Genomic DNA, 23,588 nt, shown 5'->3' with positions numbered 1-23,588 from the left:
CGAATAGCCGGGGCTAAGATATAAATGGTTTTCTCGAAAGCATCACAATGACGGATTTTCCGTGGCTAGTTTTTCCCTTTCCAATCACAGCAAGGCTAGTTCCACAAACCGGGCAATCCTGCTGATGAGTTGTAGGCGTGCCCTCAATCTGAATCGTTTGAGCGTCTATTTCCAACACTTGTAATATATTTAATTCTGACAAATCAAGCAAAAGATCGATATACTGATTGTGCATCTGTCATTCCCTAAAGTTGGATTGGTAGCACAACCATCTTAGGGAATGTACAGATGTTTTTCTATATTTTAGACCTATGCATAGTTAAGCATAAATTTCAAGCACTATGTTTGGTGTAGAGCCTTGAATTTACTCGAAATTATTGACATACCATTTACTTGGCTTATTTGAATCTTTCTAAACCATGATATGGATTCGAAATATTTTCACCAACTTCATCAATTGTTTCTATTATTTCTTTTAATATTAATTCATCTATATCCCTATTTTGATTTATTGAATCTTTAATTTTTTGAAAGCAATTTTTTAGTCCAAGGTTTACAACGATTGAAAGAATGATATCTACATCATCATAAGGATCAGTATTCCATAACTTGTAAAGAACCTTATCTATACTATTTCTTACTTCACTTTCCAATAACTCATAGGTCATAACTTGTCTATCTGTTAATTGGCTAAGAATTATTAAAAAATCCTTTTCCTCAATTTTCCCTTCATAAAATTCATTCAATACGTTTTGAAAAATCAATGCTAACGTTTCTGTTGGTAATACATCAGGTAAATTCTCAATTTCTTTAAGATTCATTTTTTTATTTCCCCTCTATTGGAATGTGAACTTCATTTAAGGATTGATTTTTAGTCCAAGTTCCATCTGTTTTTAATTGTCTATTACCTATTTTTATTTGTGCAGTCCAACGTGTGCCTGATACTGTGTCACCAGATTCCTTGCTTACACAATAACAATCGCTACAACTTCCAGATTTATTGCGGATATTGTTCAGATACACCCTGACAATATTAATGGTCGGACTATCTATCTCAAAAGATGCTTTGCCTTTCATCCTCCCTATCGGGGCGGCGTATTCTACAGTTGCGCAGCATTTTGAAAATCCTGTGAGAAAGCGATCATAACAAAAAACAGGTCAATCATGGTAGTATCTGACCATAATCGACCTGTTCAATGTAACGAAATAGCATTATTTAGGGTATAAAATTCAAGCTTTTCGTACGTACAACCAAAATGACGAAATCTTTATACGGGTATTACATCGTTATATGTGTTATTGGTTGAATGATGGGTTCATTCAGCACTGGGTTGTCCAAATAATACAAAATTATAAATCCTGTTGTTGTTACTCAATAGCACCCATCATTTCAGTAATTAATTGGATGTGTTCCAAAACCCTTACTTTTTGTAGATTTTCCACTTTTTCCGCGCCGCCCAAGCCCAATAAAGGAACATAACCAAAACCATCAGTATATGTAGGAACGCCTAATTTTTCTACAGCCCCCTCATATTGACCCCAGTCCAGATGTCTGTTACAAAAAGCCTCATCCAACAAATCAGAAAGAAACAAATTAAAACTTGTAGGTATTATTGAAAAATTGCCTCTTCTATATTTCACTAACCTTAAATATTTATTTTCCTCAAACGTGATAATATCACACATCGATGTAGTAAATATCGGAACAGAAATTTCACTTCTGAAATAGGAAGTATTTAACACATCAATAAAATCATCTGGGTTTATTAATTTTAGATATCCTTTTTTAATACTACCAGCTCCAAATTTTTCCCAGATATTTAACAGTTCATCCGGAACTTTACCACGATATTTTGTTATAGTTTTTCCTTCAATTTTATCATATGGTATAAAATCACTTGAAAATATATCCATCATACATATAACCTCCAGTTCATTGTGTTAGTTTTATATTTAAATATGTGCTTTGCTTCTCTGCCTCGGACATTCCCTCAGCCGCTTTTTCAATTTGCTCATCAACAGCATCAATCCTATATCTCCATTGTGCGCCCAATGACGAGTTTACTCTTCTGTCACCCATTCCACCAATTGACGAAGCATTTCCGCCTGCTATTTGATCAGGATTGTGAAGAGCGGCTTGAGTATCCATCCATTTCGACGCTTCTTTCTCAGCTGCTTCAGAAGAGAGTCCCTTTTCTCTTAATTCTATAACTTTATCAGTATATGCTTGTTCTCTAGCAGCTTGTTGAGCTAAATCACCTTCTATAGCTCTACCCTCGTCTATATATTTTTGTCTATTTTTCAAATACTCGTCAACTGTAAGTTTGTTCATGCCCTCTTCCTGAGCTTTCAGTTGCCTTGTAAATTCAGCAGAATTATGCTTTGGATTATATTTAAACTTAACTTCAGTTTCAGGAAGCCTTGTAACTTCACCCGTCCCCTCAGTTTCAGGAAGCTTCTCGTTCGGTTTGCTTGGTTTCTGTGAGGCAGGTGTTCCTTCGCTCTTGCCTGACTTTACACTGGAAGGTTTAGACGGCGTTGAGCTATTAGGACTTGGCCCCTCGCTTTCAAACATTCGATAAAGATCCTTTGTACTTTTCACACTATTGGATGCTCCGGTATACGTTACCGCTGCCCCCAGTGCTCCCTTCAAGGACAGATTCTGCTATAGCAAGAACGCCTACAGGTGCTCCTACTCCTGTAGCTGTTACCACAGCACCTGAGATTCCTTCCGTCACAGCACCAGCCGTTTCTACGGCTCCGGTTACAGTTGTCAAACAATGTCCGATCACTTCACCTGTTTTGCGCGCCTTCGGATGTTTTGATGCGTATTCCTTACTCATGATTCCAAACGTATAATCTTCTACAACTGCTGTTCCCGCTCCTGATATAACTTCTCCGACTACATCTGCGACATACTTTCCCGCCGCGACTTGGGCTTCCGCATTCTGAAGCTGGGCTTCACCCAGAATAGCCACCCACGACCGGGATTGTTCTTGCTTCGGCTTCGGCTGCTCTGCCATGTAACGATCGTAGTTCGCCCTCCAGCGTTTCCTCAGTTCGGATGGAATCTGATGGTATGCCCGCTCTAACTCACTAGCAGACTGGGCCATACGTCGGACATAAGAAGCTATATCTTTGTATCGCACGGGCAAAAAAAGCTCATTCCTACTCATGGTTCAAGTGGGAAAGAGCTTTTGAAAGTTTATCAAGTGTTTGAATCATTTAGTGTTTGGTTTGTTGGTTGTATTGTACGATCTTGTTGTGGGGTTTGTAAATTCTAAGCAAAAAAGATTATAAGCTTAGTTCACGAACTTCATTTTCTAATATTTGTATATTTTTACTTTTTAATAATTGAGGGTTTAACACAGAAATGAAATTTAATAGTTTCTGTGCATTTATTATTATTTCCTCATTAAAAGAAGCTGCGCTTACCATGCTTCCCTTCCAATGTGAATATCTAAACTCGTTATATGGTTTATAAACAAATAAATCCATTAATAATTCTCTATCCACATCTTCTACTAGGCTCACACATAACTCTTTATCCTGCAAAATAAACTCAAGCCACAGATTTGCACTATCTGGAATTCTATACGCAACATAATTATGCGCTTTTATTTTCTTTGCAATAGTTAATAAATCGACAAACCATCTAATGAGCCTTTCCTCACCAAATGGGCAATCATCAAAGAAGACACCGTATTTACTGCCATTAAAATTCAACTCAATTATCCCTTCTATATCTTGTTTTGTTTGATCAAACTGTTCAGCAGACATTTGTTTAAGATCGTCAAAGTTATCATATGCTTTGAAATAAATAGTAAAAATATCTCGTCACCCCTAATCTAATAAATCACTCATTTTATAAATATTTGTTCCATAAACAGAATCAACATTTCCATTTCTAATAAACACTTTAATCTTTTCACCGAAAACAGTAACTGTATGCAATCCGTCGCTTACTCCCTGCTGTTTTATTTGGTTGACGGCCCTTGTAGAAGCATCAATAATTTGTTCATCCGACCACTCTTTATTAAAAAAAGATTTTTTACTTAAAATTTCATCAATTTGCTTATCCGACATTTTCTTTTGAAGATATGGGAGCTGTTTCTTTGTGCTATTTACAGAATGCCTATTAACAATGTGGTCAACTAAATTCTGACTCAAATCAGTACTTGACGTTCCAGCTTGTCCCGTCCCCTCAGTTGTTGTTCTTTCATTTGGTTGTGGTTTGTAGCCTTTGGATTCGGGAGTTTGTGTAGCTATGTTTTCTCTAGCTTCTATTTCTTGTCTCGCTAATATCTCCTTGACTCTTGCTTTTGCACTTGCTCCAGAAGAAATACTAATCTCCCTTGCCTGCTGATCCTGTTGTTTATATTGGTTTTTCGTTGTTGTAGCTTCTATTTCTTGTCTCGCTAACATTTCCTGGACTCTTGCTTTTGCACTTACTCCAGAAGAAATACTAAAGAGCCCTTTTCCTCTACCTAGTTGTGAAAGTATCCCCTCTAATTCCTCAGTATTTTCCACACCCCCTCGACCTTCAATTATAAGAGGGTTTTCTATGGTAATAGCATAGAACATCCACCTTTTTTCTTCTTCGGTTATACCTTGCTTCCTAGTTTGCATGAAGAACAAATCGCCATCGCCGGGATAATTATGTTTCCATTCACTATAGTATTGGACATCGGGTTTACCGTCACGAGTACGTACAACACCATCTTCTCCTCGATAACTCCCCGGTTTAAGTTTGGGCCTACGGTCTTCGGTATATATGTCCCTTTGATAATCCTGCCAGATCTTTTCGTATTCTTCCTCTGTAAGCTCTGGTGGTGCAGCTTCTTTTTTTGCTTTAAGGGCAGCTTTAGCTCTTGCTTTTTCTTGTTCTTTATATTCCCTCAGCATTCTATCTTTAACACTTTTAGGTACCTGTTGATAGGCATGAACCATGGTTTTCGATGTTGTCAGCAAGTTTTGGATCAGCTCTAATCGGCTGCCGGAATGTACTATTTGACGTGCGCTTGTATACACTTTCCCCAGAATCCATTTGCTATAGTAGGCATGTCTCGCTTGCTCATGTTCATACTGAGTAATTAACCCTTGTAATGCTAGACCAGCCAAGTGTTTCAACGGATGAATGCCGTTCCCCTTTCTGCCTCCAACGGTAGGGGTTCCCTTGCTCCGAACAGGGATCGCTGCGGTTGCTCTCAGAATCACACCTCCTGCAGGTCCACTTAGCGCTCCTGCAACAACGCCACCCACTTTTCCCATCACTGGAATGGAGCCTAATAGCTTGGATACTGTCCCCATCATAGCATTCGCTTGTTGAAGCTTTGCTGGACTGGTGACTTTTGCTTTAGGGGTAGAGGCTTGGCTGCTAGATGAATCTTTGGCTGCTGATTGAGCTGCTTCATACGCTTTGATGCTCATGAGTGGCGGCTCAGGTACAGGAGGGAGGCCAGCTACGAAAACAGGAGCTTTCACCGTTCCTTCCTGATAAATCACTGGAGCTTTGGTATCCGTCTCACCATCCAGTACCATGCTGCTGGCTCCGCCTTTCAGATACAGCGCCGTTCCAGCTTCGAGCGAAAGTTCCTCACCTGCATCAAGCTTCACGTGACCACCCTGAATCTGCACATTCCCCGGACTGTTGATGGTGATGCCGTTAACTTCATGCAGTGTAATCGAAAATTCCCCAGAGGTGGACAGGGTTAGTTCTTGCTCAGACATTTCTACGCCGCTACCTTGCACATGTTGCCATACCTTCACATTCGGCTGTCCATTCGCGTGGCGTTGTTGTCGTAGCGAATCTGTCACATAGGCATCTTGTTCGCGGTGGGTAGGCAGATACAATTCCACCTGTTCCCCGATTTCAGGCATATCGTACCAGCCACTGTGTTCTTCGGCGACATATCTAGTCGCCACAGGGAACCAGCAGGCTTTGGCAGGATCTTGCTTCGGATCAATATCCAGTTGAAGCTGCACAAAGTCCTGCTGTACCTTGAGTACCGTTCCTGTCAGTGAAATTCCGGTGGCCTGATCGTTCTCATACCGGGCATAACGGATATCCTGCTCGACTTGGAGATCATAACGAGTACGCAGTAAGCCATCTGCTAGTGTGGTCACTGCCCGAACCACGACCAGTTCTTTACCTTGTCCGATCGGTAACGTGATGAGATCACCCAGCGCATAGTATTGCAGACTTTCGATCATATAGGTGACATACGATCCAGCATGTTCTCCCGGCTTTTCCGCATCCAGTTCATGAAACGTTTTCCGTACTCGATAGAATACATCCCGTTCCACCTTATGCTGCTTGCCTTCTGGCATCCCGAAGAAGACTTTGGGCGAAGCTGCGGTTACCTCTGGCACAAGTACGGAACCAAAGCGAGAAGCGAGACGCTTTAAAAACGCCCAATCGGTCTCCTCATATTGTAAAACAAAAGTGTCCAGTTTGGCATAATTCGTTACGGTATCAATGGCATCTCCGTACTGATACTTCCGTATCATCGTAGTGACCAGATCATCATAAGTGCGGTGAATATCCTGATAGGAGCGTCTTTTTACCTTGATATCCATCTGGTACGAATGGGAAGCGGCCTCTAGTTCAAATGTATATACGCCTCGCACACATTGTACGGACATACTCGTTACAACCCCATGGAACAGCCGTCTTAGCGATTGTCCCTGATCATCCAACTGACGAATCACAATCGGCTCTTGCTCCATATTTTGACCGATACAGGCTGCTCCTTGTTCTTCGGAGAGCAACCCACTGATATGTAAATAGGCATGATCATTAATGGTACGTGTTATTTGAAGTTGTTCGATGTGTTGTGGCTGAAAGGGACCATAAAAGCGTAGGCTTTCATAGCTGATCCCGTCTGTTAATATGCTCAAGTGAGTTCATGTCTCCTTTCCAGATGTGATGGCAGTTCCAACCCCTAAGCGTTAATCCAGTTCCTGTCCGTCATTTTCGATTTGAATATGTCCACAATATAGACACTGATGTGTACAGTTTTGGGTTAAAGCGGGCTGACCTTCGATCCTCATGTCGCTTTTCCCGTTCAGCCAAGGCATCGTAAGGGCAGGAATACATGGAGCTTTTTTCACTCCATAAATATCAACCATCTGACTGGCTTGTACAGCCGGATTCAGCGGACTGGAGCAATTTCCAAAAGATTTAATATTTACTCCAGGTATATAATCCCCGATATTCATCTGTGCTTTATTTTTGACATACACGCCGTGGCTAAAAGGGCGCTTCAAACGGGTAGGCTGTGTACCATAACTACAGCTTAAAATCGCACCTGCCACCACGTAGCTTTTTTTCGAGCCTGTTCCAGGCTGCACACTAGCTTCTTTCATCCGCATTATTCCTCCTTCGTTGCCATTTCCACCTTTTGCACTCGAACACCCGTGAATGGACGGCGTAGCAGACTTTCCGCCACAGCCAGATCAATATAGATATGGGCTTCCAATAAGCCGGCGATCCGAAAGATAGGCGATTCGATTTTCTCGCGCCTGAGAACCAAATGCTTCAAGGTATGATCGGGATACCACTCGGTTTGTGCAGATAGACAATCTACCGCCAGAGGACGCAGCACCCAATACACATCCTGCCTGGCTTGCTGAAAATCGGTAAGTATAGCAGCTTTCCATTCCAATCCCGGCATATATTTTTCCAGCAATGCTTTCATTGCATCGGAAACCAGCGGCAAAGGGAACTCGAGGAAATCCGGATAGACGGTTCGTGAATCCGTATGTACAGCTAAAAACAGGGGAGTGTCTTCCGTCTGCATATTGTTGTTGTGATCCGAAAGGATATCTTCCACCTGCAACGGAGACAGGGAAGCAGGCTCCACCCGATGCTTGATGCGCTCGTCCACCATAAGCCGAAAATATCTCATTACATCCCGCCTCCTTTACTTACGGTATCTGTTGCCTGTGAAGCTATCAGGGAAGATGGGGAGGGAGAAGGCATTTCCACAGCAGACAGACCAATAGCTTCATTCAGTTGTTCTCTTGTAACATCCAGCCCTTCGTAGTCCTTGCCAATCTGCTCCAGCATTTGAGGAATCGTCATTTTCGTATATTGAAAAGAACGGGTGCGCTGCTTGATGTCCATCCGGTAAGTATGGGAAATCGCCTCCACTTCCAGATAGTACACGTCCCGTACGACCTTTACTTCGACCGATAGGGCAATCCCGCTGAACAGCGGCTTGCTTTCACCAGATTCGTCCCGTTGGCTCACCTGGATGACGGTGTTCTTTTCCGTCGTTTCCACATAGCTGTCTTGCAGGTCCTCCGGAATCACACCTGTAAAATAAAGCCGGGTATGCTCATTGATTTTCTTCGTGAGGACAAGCTGTTCCAGATCGACCATGACATATGGATAGATTTGAATTTGATCGTATCCTAGACTCATCGCGAACCTACTCCTTTCTCAAATGGGGAATCTGAAGAAAACGGAACGATATGGAGCGATTGCACTGTATTTTCTGCCACAGACAGCCATTCTTCCCTATCCGATTCCATACAATTAAACGTACCCATCGCCACCTGTCCCTCATAGACAAACAGCAACATTTCGTTGTACAAATTCGTATCCACGCCTGCGGCTACAAAACGGATCAGCCCGATGGGCAGACCGGAACGATTCACGATCATTTCAGTACCCATCCAGTTACGAATCGGTTGTACAGACCGCAAAACATCTGCCATTTGCTCCACAAACTCGGAAAGCTCGTCCACAGCTAAAAAAGTTTCCGTCCGATTAAAGGTGATATTCACCGTCCCGTCCAAAGAGGTATAAATCACCTCAGGGCGATGTTGCGAAGGATATTTAAATTTGGCTTGCTCCAGCGGCATCAGGCTAAAAGATTTCGGAACGCTAACCTCCATTTGACCGTCCAGAATCGCTCTCCATTCCAACGGGATCAGCTCATCACCTATCCGCAACACCGTGTCTTTTTCAGCAACGGAGTTGGCCTGGTTAGGTACAGCGGTTTGAGATAGGTTCGTATTTACGCTATTAGATGCAACATCATGATTAAGCTTGTGTTTGAGACTTAGAATATGCTCGTCCATATAATTCATTGGGTTAGTCCCTTTCTTCTTAAAAACATGAAAGTTTATTTTCAAAATTTGAAATTAAGAGGGATATTTAACAATAGCCCATCTTATGTATGTATCGGTCAGAATAGAGATTTTGTTTACAGAAAGAACCATCCCATGCGTTATTTTCAATGTATATTTCTGAAATTAACTCATTTTTCTCCAATTAAAAGTGGGTCTCAGATCGTTTTAAATCGATTTCTGTTTTAAAAGTTGAGTGGCTCCCCAAATAAAAAAAGTGTCGGAAAGTCCGCCGGACCTTCTCGACACTCTGATAAACCGAGATGGACTCGGTTTATTTTTTCGTATTTTGACGTGTCAGGAAATTTTATATATTATTATCATCTGCATCAATATAGTGAATAGATGCAGACAATCTATTATTTTCTGGAATACTATTTAGACTTTTGCCTATTAATTGGTGTTCATCTTTAGATTTGAAACTGTTCCCCAACTAACAGAAATTCATGCTTTAGGAAAATAGAGTCGTACACGTCTCCATGTTACAACTCTCCTCTCTTCCATTCACTTTTTCCCTGAATCATGGATTCGGAAATTCCATCTGTAACGGAAACTGCTCCATATCCTTCAACATCAAACCAAATCGCTTAGCAACAAATCCTTTACTAGTAGCCCCTTTCTGGTAAAGCTGACCATATGGGCTATCAACAGAGTAGCGACCAATCAGGAACGACTCAGACCAGGAGTTTTCAAGCGCATAATCCACCACTTGAAAGAGGCTTCCAACATGGACCTTCTTTAGCACCTTTCTCTGGGTCTGATCCCAATTACGGAATGCAGTATCCATAAAGTCAATCTTGTGTTCAATTAACTCTGTTACCGAGGCTGGGACCTCATCCAAGTTCGAGATGAACTGATTCAAACTAGCTCCCCGAAAATCAATGTCCTGATTGGAAGCTGAAGCAATAAACTGCCAGATCAGTTGCTCATCCACATAGCGATTGCGGTCCGCATTGGTAAAGGCGATCTTTTCAAAGAACAAATGCTGTCCTAACTCCTGCACCGTTTCACGGACAGCAGGACTTACTTTGACTCTCGTCTTCTCCGTGGAAGTCAACGGTACGGATTGATTTACCCTGTAGAACATTTCCTCCACTTCTTCAAAGCTACATTCACGAAATTCCGTCACTGTGAAGTTGTAGGTGAGGAATTCAAATTGTGCTTCAGAAGACAATTCATCGTATCGCTTGCCAGCAATGGCTTCACCATTGAAATCCGCAGTACCCTTGCTCAACTTATAGTTGCGTTGCCATCGTTAAAAAAGAAAATAGACTCCTAGCGCTGCCTTCCATCAATGACCCAGATATACCCATCCCCATTGTCCCAAACGAGAATGTTGGGGATATAACGATCTCGAATGACTGAATCTACGAGATACGAACGACGATCATTTTTCCACACGCTGTTGCGCTGAAAAGGAAGATCAAAACGAATACGCTCCCGCATATTCAAAAGGCTTTTTGTTGTACGCTGAATACTTGATCTTTTCATGAATAAATCCTCCTTAAAATAAAGAAACAGGACAGCAAGATTCTGTCCTGTTCATCATTAAATTTCAAAAGCTTGATATACAGATTCATCTTCAAAAGAAGAAGCTTTAACAATTCGGTCTGAGAACCCCTGCACTCCTTGGATTGACTCCGTGCCAAGCAACATGGAAAGGACTGAGAAGCCCTTCTCCTTTTTTAACTCATTCCAATAATCAATAAATTGATCATTCACATGAGCTTCACCATCTGTAACAAAGATAATGTCTGCTTGGTGGAATCGGCTCTGCTTAATCACTTCGGCCGCTTTCGTCAACGGTGCTACGAATTTTGTTCCACCGTCCAAAAAGACTGTAGCAAGCTGAATCATATTCTTAACACTAATTTTCCCTCGCTCATAGATCAGAGGATCTGAAGCATGTGAGGAGAAAGGAATCCAGGCAAAATCTCTACGCTGCTTCCGAGCGATACTCATGAGGGCAAGAGCAAATCCCTTAGAGATCGTGTCCTGATCCCTCATACTTCCTGATTGGTCCAAGCAAAGAATAATCGGCCCTTTCCCAAGCTGCTCATTTCCATTCGTATCATACTGAAGAGTTTGACCTTCGGCATATCGGCGTAGAAAATCCATTTTACTAATAGGGCTGGCGTAACTCCCAAGTTCCATTGGCAGCAATTGCTCAATATCATTTCCTTGCCGAATACCGTTTCGACTGATCGCATCCTTATGCTTCGAACGTTGCTTGCGGTTTGCAATCACCTTCATACGTCCGGCCCATGCTGCAATCTCCCGAAGCCTTCTATCAGTGCTCAATTTTTCAGCTAGAAACAGTTGGTCTTTTAATGGAACCTTTTTCATCTCCCCGTCACCACTTCCAGCCTGTATACCTCCCAAGAGGGATTTCACATTCTCTTTGGCTTCCACAGCTTCCTGTGCTGCTCTGGAGAGCATACGGGATAAGGATTTACCATTCTGACTCAGGGCTGTGGACAGAGCATCTGCTGCCTGCTGAGAAGCGCCCTGTTCTCCATCCATGAGCTGCTGCAATGCTTCTGCTAAATCCTGATCCTGTTTGGTTTGTTCCTTCACCCAGCCCAGAACTGTCTCGCTATATTTCGTTGTTCCAAGAGCTGCGGCCAAGTCATCCAAACAAGTGAATTCACGAAAATCGGTATATCCGTCATCTGCCATCACCTTCTCCATGAGCTGACGATTCATCGTCAGTTTTTCACCGACATCTTCTAGCAGCTCAGGCTTCATTTTAAACAATCCGGCCCAGAGGTCACCCATTAATGGCTGAAAAGAAGGGAACAGCTTGTTCCCCTCTTCTTCAACCTCCTTAAGCTTGTCAGACATCTCCAATCGGATTAACCCCCTAAGTTTGGACATTAACTCTCTCTTGCTCATCCAGACTTCGTTTTTGAAATTATACACGAACTTCTCGGATCGGAATCGGTTTTGTCTTGTTTTTCTCATAAAACTGAGACGGCGACAAATCGCAAATGCTGGAATGAATTCTTCGTTCATTATAAAAATGAATGAATTCCGTGACGGCTTCATAAGCTTCGCTGTACGTTTCAAAGTCGTAGCGAGCCAAGCATTCATCCTGCAATAACCTATGAAAAGATTCAATATGTGCGTTCATATTCGGTGTTCGTGGAGGAATGCGTTCATGCTCCACTCCAAAGCTTTTACAGGCAGCTTCAAACCCATGAGAAATAAACTGAGGGCCATTGTCTGAACGAATCACAGGTTTGGTTTGCACCTCAAATAATTGTCTCTTAAACAAGGCCATTTGTAGCGTTCGGATCACATCTTTGGCCTCGCACCGCAATCCTATATGGTAAGCGACCACAGAACGGTCGTAAACATCAAGGCAAGACTGAATGAAGAAGAATCGGTCTTCTCCTGCAATATAACCGTACTTAATGTCCGTCTCAAACCGTTGGTTCGAATTCGTAATCATCCGATTTCGTACCAGTTTCCGTGGGTAAGATGAGTTCACTTTTCGCTGTGGTCGCAGGATGCTCAATTCTCTGCACAATCGGTAGACCTTCTTTTTGTTAATAATTAGGCCATCATCTCGGCGTAAAGCGACGGTTAATTTTCGGTATCCATACGCATGGCCGTCTGCAGAAATCAACTCCATAATCCGTTCCATAATCTGAGCATCCGGTACTTTTACGCCGTCCGAACGCAGCGAATATCCTGGCTTTTGTCGTCCCCCACTTGCTGTTTTCTCGATCAATTTTCTATTTTTATGGTAGTAGTAACTAGATCTCGGGATGTTGGCCAGTCGTAGCACAAGCGTGACGGCATATCCTTCACAAATGTAGTGTTCTGCTACTTCCACTTTTTCAGCAAATGAGGGTTTTTCTTTTTTATCAAGTCACGCAGTATCGCAATCTCTAGTGCCTGTTCACCCAGTAGTTTCTTCAATTGATCATTTTCTTGGGAAAGCACTTTGGAATCTAGTCCATGTATGGTTTCCAGTGAAGTTTCACCATATTTACCTTCTTCAAATTCCTTTACCCAACGGTGAAGCATATTGACGGCAATTTCATATCTCCGGGCTACAGCTGCCTTATTCCCGGTTTCGATGGCTTCCTTGACGATTTGGCATTTAAATTCTCTAGAATGTTTATTTCGTGTCATTTCCTCAGCCCCTTATCACTAGTAGTGTAATCCATATACACTCTTAGTGTCCAAGTTCACTAAGGGGCTAAAGAGATATATTTACATCGTACCGTATCGAAGAAATAGTGAAAGTATAGATAAATAAAGGGATTTATAAAGAATTGCTTTGCATCGTGGTATCAATCGTAGGTAAGAGAAGTAATGCGTAAAAAAGCTTGATGTATCAAGGGATTTTTAAGTTTTATAAATTAAATTGCGAAAAACATAAAATTGAAAAATTGTTCATTTATCTAGCTTTTGTATCGTAGCTCAATCGAATCGTAGGAATAAGAAGAGGAGCGGAGTGGAAGTGTTAATTGTCATTTCGAATATATCAACAGGGAAATTAATCCAGACATTCTATCACACTTACACTCCTGAACATAATACAATTTGTCTCAGCGTTGAGTCATACACGCTACAACTCACGCACAGTCATTTCTTCAACGGTTTTCGTCTCACCAGTCGATGGGACAGTGTGTCCCTGCGTGATAAACTCTAAACGGTCTACAGATTCAGGCAAAGATAGCATTTCAAATATTTTACTGTTTGCCAAAAGCGACGACGTCGTCGCTTTTCCGAAATTGTTCAAATGCTTTAATCATTCTTTGTGCTGTTCTGGGAGTAAAATCGACTGTCTTTAACCACTCACCATGTACCAAGTCATTCTCTTTCACATGCTTCACTCGTCGCCCAATCTTAAATAACGACTGCCCAGCAATTTGCTTGTAGCTTATAGAAGATGAAAACAGCGCTGGATGGTATGCAAAATGGGGAGCAGTGAGATAAAACTCCTTGCTTCCCATTATGCTTAATTTGCGAATAAATGTTCTTTCAACCACTGCCTATAAAACTGCAGTTGCTCCTTGGTGTGAAAATAATGTTTTCCATGCTTCATCACTTTTAGATGGCAATGAAATCGGCTTGCAAATGTAGATATTACATCATATTCACATAAGTCATCTTCAGAACCATAAAGAATGGCAGTTGGCTTATTCCATGTATCAACCGGATGTGATTTAACATAGCAGTAATAATCCCAATAAAGTGTTTGTCCAATGGGTGTAGATATTTCTCTTTCAACTTTTAATCTATCCTCACTTACACTGAACCATGTCATCATATTTTTGATTATTCTCTCCATATCTAGCACTGGAGAAAGAAACAGGCATTGTTTAAGTGGGAAATTATTATAAGCAAGCAAACTAAAATACGCACCCATGCTACAAGCGAAGATACTGATGTCATCCGATTGCTTTTGTGTGTAACGCATGATTATGTCAAGATCATGAACACAATTTTGAACTTTACAGGCGTATGCTTCTTCTTTGCGGTCACCATGTTCAGGCAAATCAAAACTAATGACTTGATACCCTTGTACCGTTGCTTCTTCAGCAAATATAACGATCACATCATCTGCCTTGTTTGACATATTACCGTGGATAGCTATAAATATCTTATCTGATTTACCACCCCACAAAATTGCCGGGATACCCTCTATTTTCAATTCTTGTTTTATCATTACTTTATCCTCGCTTAAAACAGCCAGTTGTATGTTGTCTCCCTGTTCAAAATGTTCTTTGCGATTCCACTGCTCCAAATTTATTTTGTTAGAATTCATGATTATCCTCCTAAAAGTAGTAGTATGTGTTTTTAACTTTTAGGAGCTGTCTTGTCTGTCAGTACCATACTTTCACCCGATTCCGAATTTTTTAATTGAGTGCTATACCATATGATATTACAATGGTAAGAAAAACCAAACCGCAAATAGCCCCACAGGAGGATGTTAGTACCCAAGAATTACATGACTGCACTCTCTATCATCAAATTCAATACCGACCATTTTATCTGTGGTAACACCTATCGCTGTGTCTGGGCTTTGCGTGAGTATCTTACCCGTAACTGTTAATATGAGAATAGCTGAAGCTGGAACTCAGGCTTTCTACATTATGCCATAACCCTTGATATCACTGAGTTTAACGCTATGTTAAATGTTCACCTCTCCACAAAATACCTATTGGTCATATACCAAGCCTTACCCTTTACTGTATCCACCATGCCTTTCTTGCTATCCAAGAACACAATCTCACCACATTCTTTACATCCCCATTTATTCCTTTTGTACGCTGACTCTTCTATATATGAAGCTCCACATTTACATTCTACCTGAATCAATATCTTATGTTGGTTATATGCTTCTGCTAACTGTTCATTGACTTTGCTTGCTGCTGTAGGCTGCTGTATCACTGCTACATATTCCCTCTGCTCAGAATCATTATGTACCTTAAATCTGCTACAAGCTCAGGATTCAATCCAAAATGCTCTTTGCCTACTGTAGTCACATATTTACTGCCTACACGATATGATTCTATCAATTCCTGTATTACTTTCTGGATAGATTGCCTTCCACAGTTTAGTATGTAGGTCATTATGTGATGCTAGTTTAGATCCATATGTATCGTTGCTCCTTTTTTAATCTAACAAACGGTTACACTAATTTGGATAGAAAATACAAGGGCTAGTAGAATGAATAGATAAGCAGAAGAAGCGTATCAAGACAGTTTAATGATTATAGTAGTGTTGTACAACCAATTGTTGAGACATACATTAATACAGATAAATCATCTTTAATAATCAGCTAGACTTTCAAAATGACGTTTCTTCACAAACTCTGTTTTGAAAATTTTAAAAGTGGCTTCTGCAACAGCATTGTCATAGAGACAGCCTTTCATGCTCAAAGAACGCTCAATCTGAAAAGCCTCCAGAGCATCGTCGATGAGCTTATTCTTGAATTCATTACCTCGGTCGGTATGGAAGAGCTGGATGTCATTCAGGTTGCCCTTAATTGAAGCCAAAGCACGGTAAACTAACTTGGCATCCTTGTGGGGGCCTGCACTGTAGCTGATTATCTCGCGATTAAACAGATCTACAAATAAGCATACGTAGTTCCCATATGAACCCACTCGGACGTACGTCAGATCGCTTACGACGACAGATAACTCCTGCTCTTGTTCAAATTTCCGGTCCAATACATTCGCTTGCTTGGCTTCATTGCATCTCGTGGAATGAGGCTTGTACTGAGCGACCGTATACGACGAAACCATTCCGTATTCCTTCATGATTCGTCCAATTCTCCGCCTGGATACCGTAAAGCCTTGCTGGTGCAACGCTTTTTTGATCTTACGCGTACCGTAGTTTTGACGACTGGTTTGAAAAATGTCTATAACGATAGAGGAAGTCTCATCCTCCGATGTAGCCTCGTCCTTGCCCTCTTCATAATAGTAGGTGCTTCTTGGGATTTTTAGGACGTCGCACATTGCTGATACCGAGTATTTATGTTTATTCTGGCGAATGACATTTACTTTCGTCCCATGATCAGCGCGGCTTGCTTTAAAATGTCATTCTCCATGAGCAGTTGCTTGTTCTGTTTTCGAAGTTCGATCAGCTCTAATTCCTCTGGAGTCCGGTTGTCTTTCTCTTTGAAGGATCCTGATGTGGCACTCTGTTTCACCCATTTATCCAACGATGAAGGATTTAAATCATATTCCTGAATGATATCTTTTCGGGGTTTGCCACTCTGATAGAGCTGAACCATCTGCGCCTTAAATTCAGCGCTGAAAGTACGTCTTTCTTTTTTAGTCATGATCCGTTTGCACCTTCTAGGTTGATCTGTAGTCTACTATATTAGACCACAATTTTTCTGTCTACAAGAGTGTAGCCGATCCATGTAATACCGGTTAAACACCCGAACTTTTGAGTCTAAGTCACTTAATATAGCGATGGCTTAGTTTTTCATGGTTTTCTCACACTTTAACGGTCTTAGCCTGCACTTGCTGCATAGCTATGGCTTGGCGGAACTGCTTCGGTGCTAAATCATAGAGGCTTCCGTGCATTCGCCGCTCATTGTAAAATCGAATATAGCTCGTCACCGTTTCGTATGCCTCTCGGTAGCTACTGAACTCGTACCGCTGCAGACATTCCGCTTCCAACAAACTGTGGAAGGGTTCAATATGTGCATTCTTGTTAGGCGTCTTTGGAGGGATTCTCTCGTGTGTCACGTCATGTGTTACACACGCCTCCTCAAAGACGTGGGAAATGAATTGCGGTCCGTTGTCGGTACGAATCACGGGGCGCTGTTCGGTCTCAAAGAGCTGTCGCTGCCACAAGGTGCGCTGAATCAAACCTGCTGCATGTTTACCTTCACAGGACAGTCCCATGTAGAAATCGATGACCTCACGGTCTAAGACATCTATGACGCACAGTAAGTAGAAGAAGCGCTGCTCTCCTGCGATGTAGCCATACTTAATGTCCATTTCCCAGAGCTCGTTTGAGGTCTTAATCTCGCGGTTATTCGCCAGTTTGCGCGGATGTTTCAGGCGCTTTCTTCGTTGTGGCTGAAGCATCTTCATTTTAGCAAGCAACCGGTATACTTTCTTCTTGTTAATGACCAAGTGATGCTCACGCTGTAAGCAGATCGTCAGCTTGCGATAACCATAGACCTCCGTTTCGTCGTTTAGCAGCTCACAGAGCCATTCCTGGATCTGGCCGTCACTCATCGGTACGCCAGTCTTGGTCATGGAGAAACCAGGCACAGGACGACCGCCTTTGTGTTTCACAGAGGTCTGGTTGCTTGGCTGTTTCTTACGGTAATAATAAATCTGTTCGCTCACACCGACGATCCGCAGAATGCGGCTCACTGCATGCCCCAGCTTAATCCATTTGTCGGCTATTTCAATTTTGTCCGATAAGCTGGGTTCTGCTTTTTTAATAAGTCACGAAGAACAGCAATCTCCAGATCCTTCTCACCCAAGATCTCCTTCAGTTGTTTGTTTTCACCTTCAAGTGCGCGAAACTCTTGTGGGGATGGTGCATAGGCACTAATCGCTTTAGCAGAGATATCGGTTGTTTTCCAATCCGTATGCTCCGCTTGATCCATCCAACGGTATAACATCTTTGGATTTATGTTATGGCGGCGCGCTACTTGTGAAGCATTCCCAACTTCTCTGGCTTCTTGAATCACTTGCTGTTTGAACTCCATCGTAAAACGTCTCCGTTGCATAAAAAATCCCCTCCACTGGTTCTTCATCTAGCTTACTACGTTAAGTAACCTAGACTCAAATCCAATTTCGGGGCTTAAGAGATACCTTTTCGCTTCTTGTCACATCTCCCCTTACATGGACAGCATCTGGAGCAATACTCCCTATTAAGAAACTAGAAGATGGAGTTCGCGAGCAAAGTTCTAAATCTATCGCAAAATGGACCATCGGATAAGGCATTCTTGATAACCTCCTTAGTTAAGAAATCATTCGATGAGCTGTATACCTGCATACTACAACATATTGAAACTAACCCGCCCATTAGCTGAATATACTGCCTAATCATGCGGAAGTCTTATACATTATTTGAGCTATTGTGTCCCATTAAATCAATAAATTTATGCGTAATATCCATCCTTAGAAGGATATTCGTTATTTTCAAGATAGTGCTTATATATTTTTCCAAATACTCTGTTGACCATAGCTTGAGATTGGCTGTTATTCTTTAGTCTAACTACTTCATTGATGGGCGCTTCCATCGATATTTCCCCACCTATCAACTTAGGTAGATCAATCTCAAAGATTCCATCTAAATCACTCAAGCAATTTCCAAATCTATACTCAGCAACGGTTCCTCTTATTTTAACTAATTCGTAGTTTAAACAAATAGCCATTCTCATACCCTCACCTTAAAATAAAATAGTCACAAAAACAAAAGTTTTCCATTAGCGTACGAACAACCTCAATAGCCGACAAATGGCCAAATGTTGTCTGGTATCCACCAGCACGATCTATCCAAATGAACTGGCCTTCCTCTTTTTTCGGGTTACAGACATCCTTCCATCCGGCAAAATGACATTAGCGAACCGGTTCATGATGCGGCTTGCCTCCATCAATTCTGTCCCACAGCTTCTCGTTATTACGAGGCTCGGAATGTAGAGCTACTAGGCCAGGCTACTCCCCCTGATCTAGTCTACTTAGACGTTTCTTGAAATCACGTTGTAGCCCAAAAAAAACAAAAAAATTATATTGCGTTACGTAGAGAGACGATATCCTAATTCTAGAATGCATTAGAAGATATCACCCCCCTCCTTGTATCTATTAATTAATATCTCCCATTCTCACCATTAAAAATCATGACGTTCGCTTTCTTCACTTAGGGTAACCTATAATAGGATACCAACTTATTACTGGATTTTATAGACTTATACTTATCATGCATTAAACCTTATTGCTCCTTCTGCATCCACTCGGTTAGCTGTTTTTTTCTTGATTATAGATTAGCAGCTATACCTGGTGCGAATGCCAAGCTCACATGATTTCCCCGAGTTATTCGCACCTCAGATTTTGTCGAAATCGCATTGAATGTGAACAACACCTGAACTTTAATCAGTGATTTTAGTATAATCTAGGGCCTGTACGCAAACTGTACAACTCATAAAAATCTAGTAAAATAAGGAATATGAGACGAAGATATGAGTTAACAGATGAAGAATGGAATATCCTTGAACCCTTGCTGCCCCCGGCCCGAAAAAAACAAGGAGGACGTCCACCTAAAGATCGGCGTCAGATGCTGAATGCCGTGCTATGGGTTGCTCGAACGGGAGCGCCATGGCGAGATTTACCGAGTACGTATGGTCCCTGGTCTTCTGCCTATAGTTTTTTCTGGCGGTTGCAAAAAGCGAATATTTGGAATGAAATCTTGAAGCATGTCGCCATCGAACCCGATTGGGAGCAAGTGATGATTGATGCTACCATCGTTCGCGTCCATCAGCATGGAGCGGGCGCAAAAGGGGGCAGGATCGGCAAGCCATCGGGCGTTCGCGCGGAGGATTAACCACCAAAATTCATGCGATGGTGGATGCGCTTGGCTATCCGCTGCGTTTCGAATTGACGCCAGGACAAGACCACGATTCGGTCACGGGCTATCGCCTTCTTCATGGACTGGACGTTTGCCCGGGAGAAGTGTTAGCGGATCGCGCCTACGATACCAATGCGATTTTAGAGCTTTTGCAAAGCCGATCCATTACTCCGGTGATCCCATGCAAACGCAATCGGCGGGTAAAGCGTCCGTTAGATTCGGAGACGTATAAAGAGCGACACTTAGTTGAATGCTTTTTCAACAAAGTTAAAAACTATCGACGCCTGGCTACTCGCTATGAAAAAACAGCAAACATGTTCATGGCTTTTTTGACGCTACTTTCTATTCGTTTATGGCTTAAATAGGTTTGCGTACAGGCCCTAGTTACCATATTTACTGGTGTACGCTACAATAGAGATAAAGGCACTTGATACGTAGTTTTTTGCTGTCGCACTCTATATGAGTGTGTGGATTGAAACGGCACCAATTTCGGCACCAGTTTTATAGAACATAGTCGCACTCTATATGAGTGTGTGGATTGAAACAGCTCCAACATGCGCGGCATCCGCCGGTGAATAGAGTCGCACTCTATATGAGTGTGTGGATTGAAACGCTTTCCAAAACTAGCTTTGTGGTATAATCGTCTGTCGCACTCTATATGAGTGTGTGGATTGAAACATGAAATTCGTGCGCCAGTAAAAAATCAAACTGATTTTATGCCCCTTCAATTAAATTGTGTGAATCTGGAGTTTTAGCCTTCTTGAAATTGAAGCCAATTAACGTCGTGCTTCCATCCTGTGAAGGTTGAGTCTGCGTTTTATTTAATCCACAAAGGTAAATGTGATACTTATCAGGTACTATCTCACAGCAACACACAGCAGTCGAAATAGGAGCCCGGTTGAATTTTAGGAGACGGTTTCCGCTTCTGGTACTCCATCCAAAACATTAGGAACATCTAAACCAATGCCAGTGTGTACTTGTTGGTTCCGAAAGTTGATTGTGCACTCGGATTTGTACATAATCGCCAGGATGAACTATGATTGTGGGTCCTGGAGAGCTCCCGTTATAACCCAAAGCATTTATGAATGAACCAGGTAACAGTTCTTGTTTTACATGCTCGGCTACAAGTTCAAAATATTTGACTCCGTTTCTTTCGGAAAACGACAAGTTTTGTAAATATGGAGTAATAACCATATGACGGATTGTAATATGAAGTGCGACACCTGCTGGAAATAAATAAAAAAGGGCCCATGGCCGGATTCGTGTAGAATGAAAGTTCCTACACCCACATTCACACAAGGAGAATCCACCATGAGCTACTCACATCTTAGCATAATCGAACGAAGCAAGCTTGAAATCCTGCATCAGCAGGGGAAAAGTTCAAGAACCATCGCTGAGGAGCTGGGGCGACATCATGCGACCATTTGCCGGGAAATTCGTCGGAATGCTGAGCTAGAGCCCTACGATGCACAGCGCTCCCAACATGCTTACGAGCAGCGCCGTAGAGCCTCTGTACTCCAAGGCAAATGGACAGAGGAACAAGCGGTAGAGCTCGAAGAGAAGTTGCATGCGACATGGTCACCTGAGCAGATCGTGGAGCATTTTAGAGCAGAAGGCCAGCCCACCGTGTGCTACAAAACCATCTTATCGCTGGCTCTATGCAGGCCGCCTTGCCCAAGCGGACGTGAAGGTGCTACGGCACAAAGGTAAACGGCAACAGCCTGCTGAAAAACGAGGGAAGTTTGCCGTGGGTAAGTCGATTTCCGAACGCCCCAAGGAGATCCGTTCCCGGGACACCTTTGGACACTGGGAGCTAGATACGGTGGTGTCTGGTCGTGGGAAAAACAAAGGCTGTGTGGCAACCTTCATTGAACGGAAAACCCGTTTGTACACCGCGATTCAAATGCCCGATCGAACGGCATTGTCGATGGAGATTGCCTTTGGCATAGCGGCTTCTCAGTACCCTGTTGGGGTGTTTCAAACAGCGACTGCAGATCGAGGCAAAGAGTTCGCCTGTTACGATTTTTGTAAAATTGCTCTCTCCCTAATAAACTTTGCTTCCAAAATACATAAGGCATATGCATATGGACAAATGGGAGGAAACTCTTCATTTTCATTCTTCCTAAGTTCTTGAAGCATTCTACTATATAAACCGCAATTAAGATCATAACCTGACAAGCAGGCGATCTATCGTTTCCATCGGATGCTTATTGATTCGCTTCATAAATTGGCTGACATGAAGCTTAATTTTATAGAATTTCTCGAAAAAGACGTTGTTAACTACATCGGCTTTGAGCCACAGCCATAATCCTTCGACCGGATTGAGGTTGGGGCTGTAAGGCGGCAGAAAAACCAGTTGCAGACGTGGATGCTCCTTTAAAAAGGGCTGTAACTCGGTAGCATGGTGGATCTGGCTATTGTCCAGAATCATAGCGATCTTTCCGTTGGGGTACGCCAAGAGAAGATCTTGCAAAAATCGGATAAAAGACGCCACAACGGCTTTTTCTTCTTCTCGATGATGCACTTGTCCCGTTTCATAGTTTATCGCTCCGAACAACTTCGCTCCTTCGTGTTTGCCGTACGTCGGCACTTAGCGTTGTCTACCGCGCGGGAACCAGTTGTATTGCAACGCCTGATAGGAGCGAATCATCGATTCGTCTTCAAAAAGCAGATGATCGATATCTTCCGCTTCCACCTGCTTCTTGAGCTTAGCAAATGTTGTGTTTGCGAAAAAGCTCTTGGGCGTCCTCGTCGGCTTGGGCTAATGTATAGGTTGCTTTGGTAAAGCTGAAGTTCATCCGTTCGAGCATCGTGGCTAACTGACTACGCTGCTCCTCCGTGAGCTTAGTCGGTTGCCCGGGAGAGTGATCCATCTCCAGGCCAGCAAGACCATGCTTTTGGTAGTTCTGCCAATAGAGACTGATCGTTTGACGAACGCGACCGAGCAGATCGCCGATCTCAGCAAACGAGTGACCTTCCAGACGAAGACGGACAGCCAGGTACCTTTCGTAAAGGCGTTTATCTGATGTTTCTTTCATGGCTGTATTCAATCGCTCGATTTCTTCGCTTTTCATGTTCATCGCCACCTTAGGTTGAAGTTACTATTCATTACCCGATTTAGCGACTTGATTGACATCGTTAATTTCTTATTTGCGTCTTATATAGGAGAAATCTTTGATGACGGTATTAAATTCTATATTAACTATAACATTACATAGTAAATATGGATTTATATCGTGAGACTCGGCTTTGTAAATAACTAAAAGGCAGTTTTAACACAGAAAGCTTTCAGTTAATCGTTTATAGATTTATCAATTAACAAATGAAAAGCCTTGAGTTTTAATATATATGAAACATCAGTAATAAAGACGTGACTGGACCGATTATTC

Annotated in this window: 24 protein-coding genes and 5 pseudogenes; 2 read left to right on the top strand and 27 right to left on the bottom strand. The window is 42.3% G+C overall.

Annotated elements, in window-relative coordinates:
* Positions 1–13 precede the first annotated feature (13 nt).
* The 25 genes and pseudogenes from GCU48_RS28410 to GCU48_RS23770 form a co-directional block, all read right to left on the bottom strand.
* Positions 14–235: a hypothetical protein gene (locus GCU48_RS28410; RefSeq protein ID WP_244315915.1), complete on the bottom strand. Its 222-nt coding sequence runs from the start codon at positions 233–235 to the stop codon at positions 14–16.
* Positions 236–398: 163 nt separating this feature from the next.
* The gene (locus GCU48_RS23885; RefSeq protein WP_152381689.1) at positions 399–821 is read right to left on the bottom strand and encodes a hypothetical protein; all 423 of its coding nucleotides are present in this window, start codon (positions 819–821) and stop codon (positions 399–401) included.
* A gap of 4 nt (positions 822–825) precedes the next feature.
* A complete protein-coding gene (locus tag GCU48_RS23880) occupies positions 826–1,077 on the bottom strand; it encodes a hypothetical protein (protein ID WP_152381688.1) in 252 nt (83 codons plus the stop codon).
* A 291-nt stretch (positions 1,078–1,368) separates the two neighbouring features.
* A complete protein-coding gene (locus GCU48_RS23875) occupies positions 1,369–1,917 on the bottom strand; it encodes a T6SS immunity protein Tdi1 domain-containing protein (protein WP_152381687.1) in 549 nt (182 codons plus the stop codon).
* 16 nt (positions 1,918–1,933) lie between these two features.
* On the bottom strand, positions 1,934–2,602 hold the full coding sequence (locus tag GCU48_RS23870) for a polymorphic toxin type 15 domain-containing protein (RefSeq protein ID WP_244315913.1): 669 nt from the start codon (positions 2,600–2,602) through the stop codon (positions 1,934–1,936).
* 1 nt (position 2,603) lies between these two features.
* Positions 2,604–3,155: a hypothetical protein gene (locus tag GCU48_RS23865; protein WP_152381686.1), complete on the bottom strand. Its 552-nt coding sequence runs from the start codon at positions 3,153–3,155 to the stop codon at positions 2,604–2,606.
* Positions 3,156–3,294: 139 nt separating this feature from the next.
* Entirely contained in the window at positions 3,295–3,780 is a 486-nt protein-coding gene (locus tag GCU48_RS23860) for a hypothetical protein (protein WP_152381685.1), read from the bottom strand.
* Positions 3,781–3,843: 63 nt separating this feature from the next.
* A complete protein-coding gene (locus GCU48_RS23855) occupies positions 3,844–6,900 on the bottom strand; it encodes a contractile injection system protein, VgrG/Pvc8 family (RefSeq protein WP_152381684.1) in 3,057 nt (1,018 codons plus the stop codon).
* Positions 6,901–6,951: 51 nt separating this feature from the next.
* Positions 6,952–7,368 carry a DUF4280 domain-containing protein gene (locus GCU48_RS23850; protein ID WP_152381683.1) on the bottom strand — a complete coding sequence of 139 codons (417 nt, stop codon included), beginning with the start codon at positions 7,366–7,368 and terminating at the stop codon, positions 6,952–6,954.
* A gap of 5 nt (positions 7,369–7,373) precedes the next feature.
* Positions 7,374–7,910 carry a hypothetical protein gene (locus GCU48_RS23845; RefSeq protein WP_208811908.1) on the bottom strand — a complete coding sequence of 179 codons (537 nt, stop codon included), beginning with the start codon at positions 7,908–7,910 and terminating at the stop codon, positions 7,374–7,376.
* A 119-nt stretch (positions 7,911–8,029) separates the two neighbouring features.
* A pseudogene (locus GCU48_RS23840) lies at positions 8,030–8,428 on the bottom strand (hypothetical protein); the annotation flags it as partial.
* Complete coding sequence (locus GCU48_RS23835; protein ID WP_152381682.1) at positions 8,425–9,099, bottom strand: hypothetical protein; 675 nt, start codon at positions 9,097–9,099, stop codon at positions 8,425–8,427. The gene GCU48_RS23835 and the pseudogene GCU48_RS23840, both read right to left, overlap by 4 nt.
* Positions 9,100–9,658: 559 nt before the next feature.
* A complete protein-coding gene (locus GCU48_RS23830; protein WP_152381681.1) occupies positions 9,659–10,372 on the bottom strand; it encodes a hypothetical protein in 714 nt (237 codons plus the stop codon).
* Between the two features lie 41 nt (positions 10,373–10,413).
* Entirely contained in the window at positions 10,414–10,629 is a 216-nt protein-coding gene (locus GCU48_RS23825) for a DUF262 domain-containing protein (protein WP_152381680.1), read from the bottom strand.
* Positions 10,630–10,686: 57 nt separating this feature from the next.
* Positions 10,687–11,982 (bottom strand): vWA domain-containing protein, encoded by a 1,296-nt coding sequence (locus tag GCU48_RS23820; RefSeq protein ID WP_341874667.1) that lies wholly within the window; start codon positions 11,980–11,982, stop codon positions 10,687–10,689.
* A gap of 70 nt (positions 11,983–12,052) precedes the next feature.
* Positions 12,053–12,931 (bottom strand): IS3 family transposase, encoded by an 879-nt coding sequence (locus GCU48_RS23815; RefSeq protein ID WP_208811906.1) that lies wholly within the window; start codon positions 12,929–12,931, stop codon positions 12,053–12,055.
* A gap of 38 nt (positions 12,932–12,969) precedes the next feature.
* The gene (locus tag GCU48_RS23810) at positions 12,970–13,281 is read right to left on the bottom strand and encodes a transposase (RefSeq protein ID WP_152380558.1); all 312 of its coding nucleotides are present in this window, start codon (positions 13,279–13,281) and stop codon (positions 12,970–12,972) included.
* A gap of 439 nt (positions 13,282–13,720) precedes the next feature.
* Positions 13,721–13,894: a hypothetical protein gene (locus GCU48_RS28405; protein WP_244316376.1), complete on the bottom strand. Its 174-nt coding sequence runs from the start codon at positions 13,892–13,894 to the stop codon at positions 13,721–13,723.
* Positions 13,845–14,108, bottom strand: a complete 264-nt coding sequence (locus GCU48_RS23805) for a DUF3102 domain-containing protein (RefSeq protein WP_244316356.1) — start codon at positions 14,106–14,108, stop codon at positions 13,845–13,847. Before GCU48_RS23805 ends, GCU48_RS28405 begins: the two co-directional genes overlap by 50 nt.
* A gap of 5 nt (positions 14,109–14,113) precedes the next feature.
* Positions 14,114–14,824, bottom strand: coding sequence for an alpha/beta hydrolase (locus GCU48_RS23800; RefSeq protein WP_152382248.1), 711 nt, complete (start codon positions 14,822–14,824; stop codon positions 14,114–14,116).
* Positions 14,825–15,297: 473 nt separating this feature from the next.
* Positions 15,298–15,731: pseudogene (locus GCU48_RS28400) on the bottom strand (hypothetical protein).
* A gap of 204 nt (positions 15,732–15,935) precedes the next feature.
* Positions 15,936–16,945, bottom strand: a pseudogene (locus GCU48_RS23790) (IS3 family transposase); the annotation flags it as partial.
* A 160-nt stretch (positions 16,946–17,105) separates the two neighbouring features.
* Positions 17,106–17,972 carry an IS3 family transposase gene (locus GCU48_RS23780; RefSeq protein WP_244316354.1) on the bottom strand — a complete coding sequence of 289 codons (867 nt, stop codon included), beginning with the start codon at positions 17,970–17,972 and terminating at the stop codon, positions 17,106–17,108.
* Between the two features lie 56 nt (positions 17,973–18,028).
* A complete protein-coding gene (locus GCU48_RS23775) occupies positions 18,029–18,361 on the bottom strand; it encodes a transposase (RefSeq protein ID WP_152381674.1) in 333 nt (110 codons plus the stop codon).
* A gap of 375 nt (positions 18,362–18,736) precedes the next feature.
* On the bottom strand, positions 18,737–19,012 hold the full coding sequence (locus GCU48_RS23770; protein ID WP_152381673.1) for a hypothetical protein: 276 nt from the start codon (positions 19,010–19,012) through the stop codon (positions 18,737–18,739).
* A 788-nt stretch (positions 19,013–19,800) separates the two neighbouring features.
* On the opposite strand from GCU48_RS23770, the gene GCU48_RS23765 reads away from it, so the two are divergent.
* Positions 19,801–20,564, top strand: a protein-coding gene (locus GCU48_RS23765; RefSeq protein ID WP_152381672.1) for an IS5 family transposase whose coding sequence is annotated in 2 segments (ribosomal slippage) — positions 19,801–20,137 and positions 20,137–20,564 — 765 coding nt in all. Because the reading frame shifts where the segments join, the coding sequence is not laid out codon by codon here.
* Positions 20,565–21,144: 580 nt separating this feature from the next.
* Here the strand turns inward: GCU48_RS23765 and GCU48_RS23760 are convergent.
* Entirely contained in the window at positions 21,145–21,393 is a 249-nt protein-coding gene (locus tag GCU48_RS23760) for a multicopper oxidase domain-containing protein (protein ID WP_244316352.1), read from the bottom strand.
* A gap of 117 nt (positions 21,394–21,510) precedes the next feature.
* Between GCU48_RS23760 and GCU48_RS29420 the strand changes: the two are divergent.
* A pseudogene (locus GCU48_RS29420) lies at positions 21,511–22,219 on the top strand (IS30 family transposase); the annotation flags it as partial.
* Positions 22,220–22,363: 144 nt separating this feature from the next.
* Here the strand turns inward: GCU48_RS29420 and GCU48_RS23750 are convergent.
* A pseudogene (locus GCU48_RS23750) lies at positions 22,364–23,279 on the bottom strand (IS630 family transposase).
* Positions 23,280–23,588: the final 309 nt, after the last annotated feature.

The sequence above is a fragment of the Paenibacillus brasilensis genome (genome assembly GCF_009363115.1).
Taxonomy (GTDB): Bacteria; Bacillota; Bacilli; order Paenibacillales; family Paenibacillaceae; genus Paenibacillus; species Paenibacillus brasilensis.
The sequence above is the reverse complement of the archived record's forward strand: the minus strand, read 5'-3'. Positions and strand labels throughout refer to the sequence as shown.

Coding starts and splice junctions, on each gene's coding strand:
- GCU48_RS28410 (WP_244315915.1), bottom strand. CDS start 235: ATGCACAATCAGTATATCGATCTTTTGCTTGATTTGTCAGAATTAAAT.
- GCU48_RS23885 (WP_152381689.1), bottom strand. CDS start 821: ATGAATCTTAAAGAAATTGAGAATTTACCTGATGTATTACCAACAGAA.
- GCU48_RS23880 (WP_152381688.1), bottom strand. CDS start 1,077: ATGAAAGGCAAAGCATCTTTTGAGATAGATAGTCCGACCATTAATATT.
- GCU48_RS23875 (WP_152381687.1), bottom strand. CDS start 1,917: ATGATGGATATATTTTCAAGTGATTTTATACCATATGATAAAATTGAA.
- GCU48_RS23860 (WP_152381685.1), bottom strand. CDS start 3,780: ATGTCTGCTGAACAGTTTGATCAAACAAAACAAGATATAGAAGGGATA.
- GCU48_RS23850 (WP_152381683.1), bottom strand. CDS start 7,368: ATGAAAGAAGCTAGTGTGCAGCCTGGAACAGGCTCGAAAAAAAGCTAC.
- GCU48_RS23845 (WP_208811908.1), bottom strand. CDS start 7,910: ATGAGATATTTTCGGCTTATGGTGGACGAGCGCATCAAGCATCGGGTG.
- GCU48_RS23835 (WP_152381682.1), bottom strand. CDS start 9,099: ATGAATTATATGGACGAGCATATTCTAAGTCTCAAACACAAGCTTAAT.
- GCU48_RS23825 (WP_152381680.1), bottom strand. CDS start 10,629: ATGAAAAGATCAAGTATTCAGCGTACAACAAAAAGCCTTTTGAATATG.
- GCU48_RS23820 (WP_341874667.1), bottom strand. CDS start 11,982: ATGTCTGACAAGCTTAAGGAGGTTGAAGAAGAGGGGAACAAGCTGTTC.
- GCU48_RS23810 (WP_152380558.1), bottom strand. CDS start 13,281: ATGACACGAAATAAACATTCTAGAGAATTTAAATGCCAAATCGTCAAG.
- GCU48_RS23805 (WP_244316356.1), bottom strand. CDS start 14,108: ATGGGAAGCAAGGAGTTTTATCTCACTGCTCCCCATTTTGCATACCAT.
- GCU48_RS23800 (WP_152382248.1), bottom strand. CDS start 14,824: ATGATAAAACAAGAATTGAAAATAGAGGGTATCCCGGCAATTTTGTGG.
- GCU48_RS23775 (WP_152381674.1), bottom strand. CDS start 18,361: ATGCAACGGAGACGTTTTACGATGGAGTTCAAACAGCAAGTGATTCAA.
- GCU48_RS23770 (WP_152381673.1), bottom strand. CDS start 19,012: ATGGCTATTTGTTTAAACTACGAATTAGTTAAAATAAGAGGAACCGTT.
- GCU48_RS23760 (WP_244316352.1), bottom strand. CDS start 21,393: ATGGTTATTACTCCATATTTACAAAACTTGTCGTTTTCCGAAAGAAAC.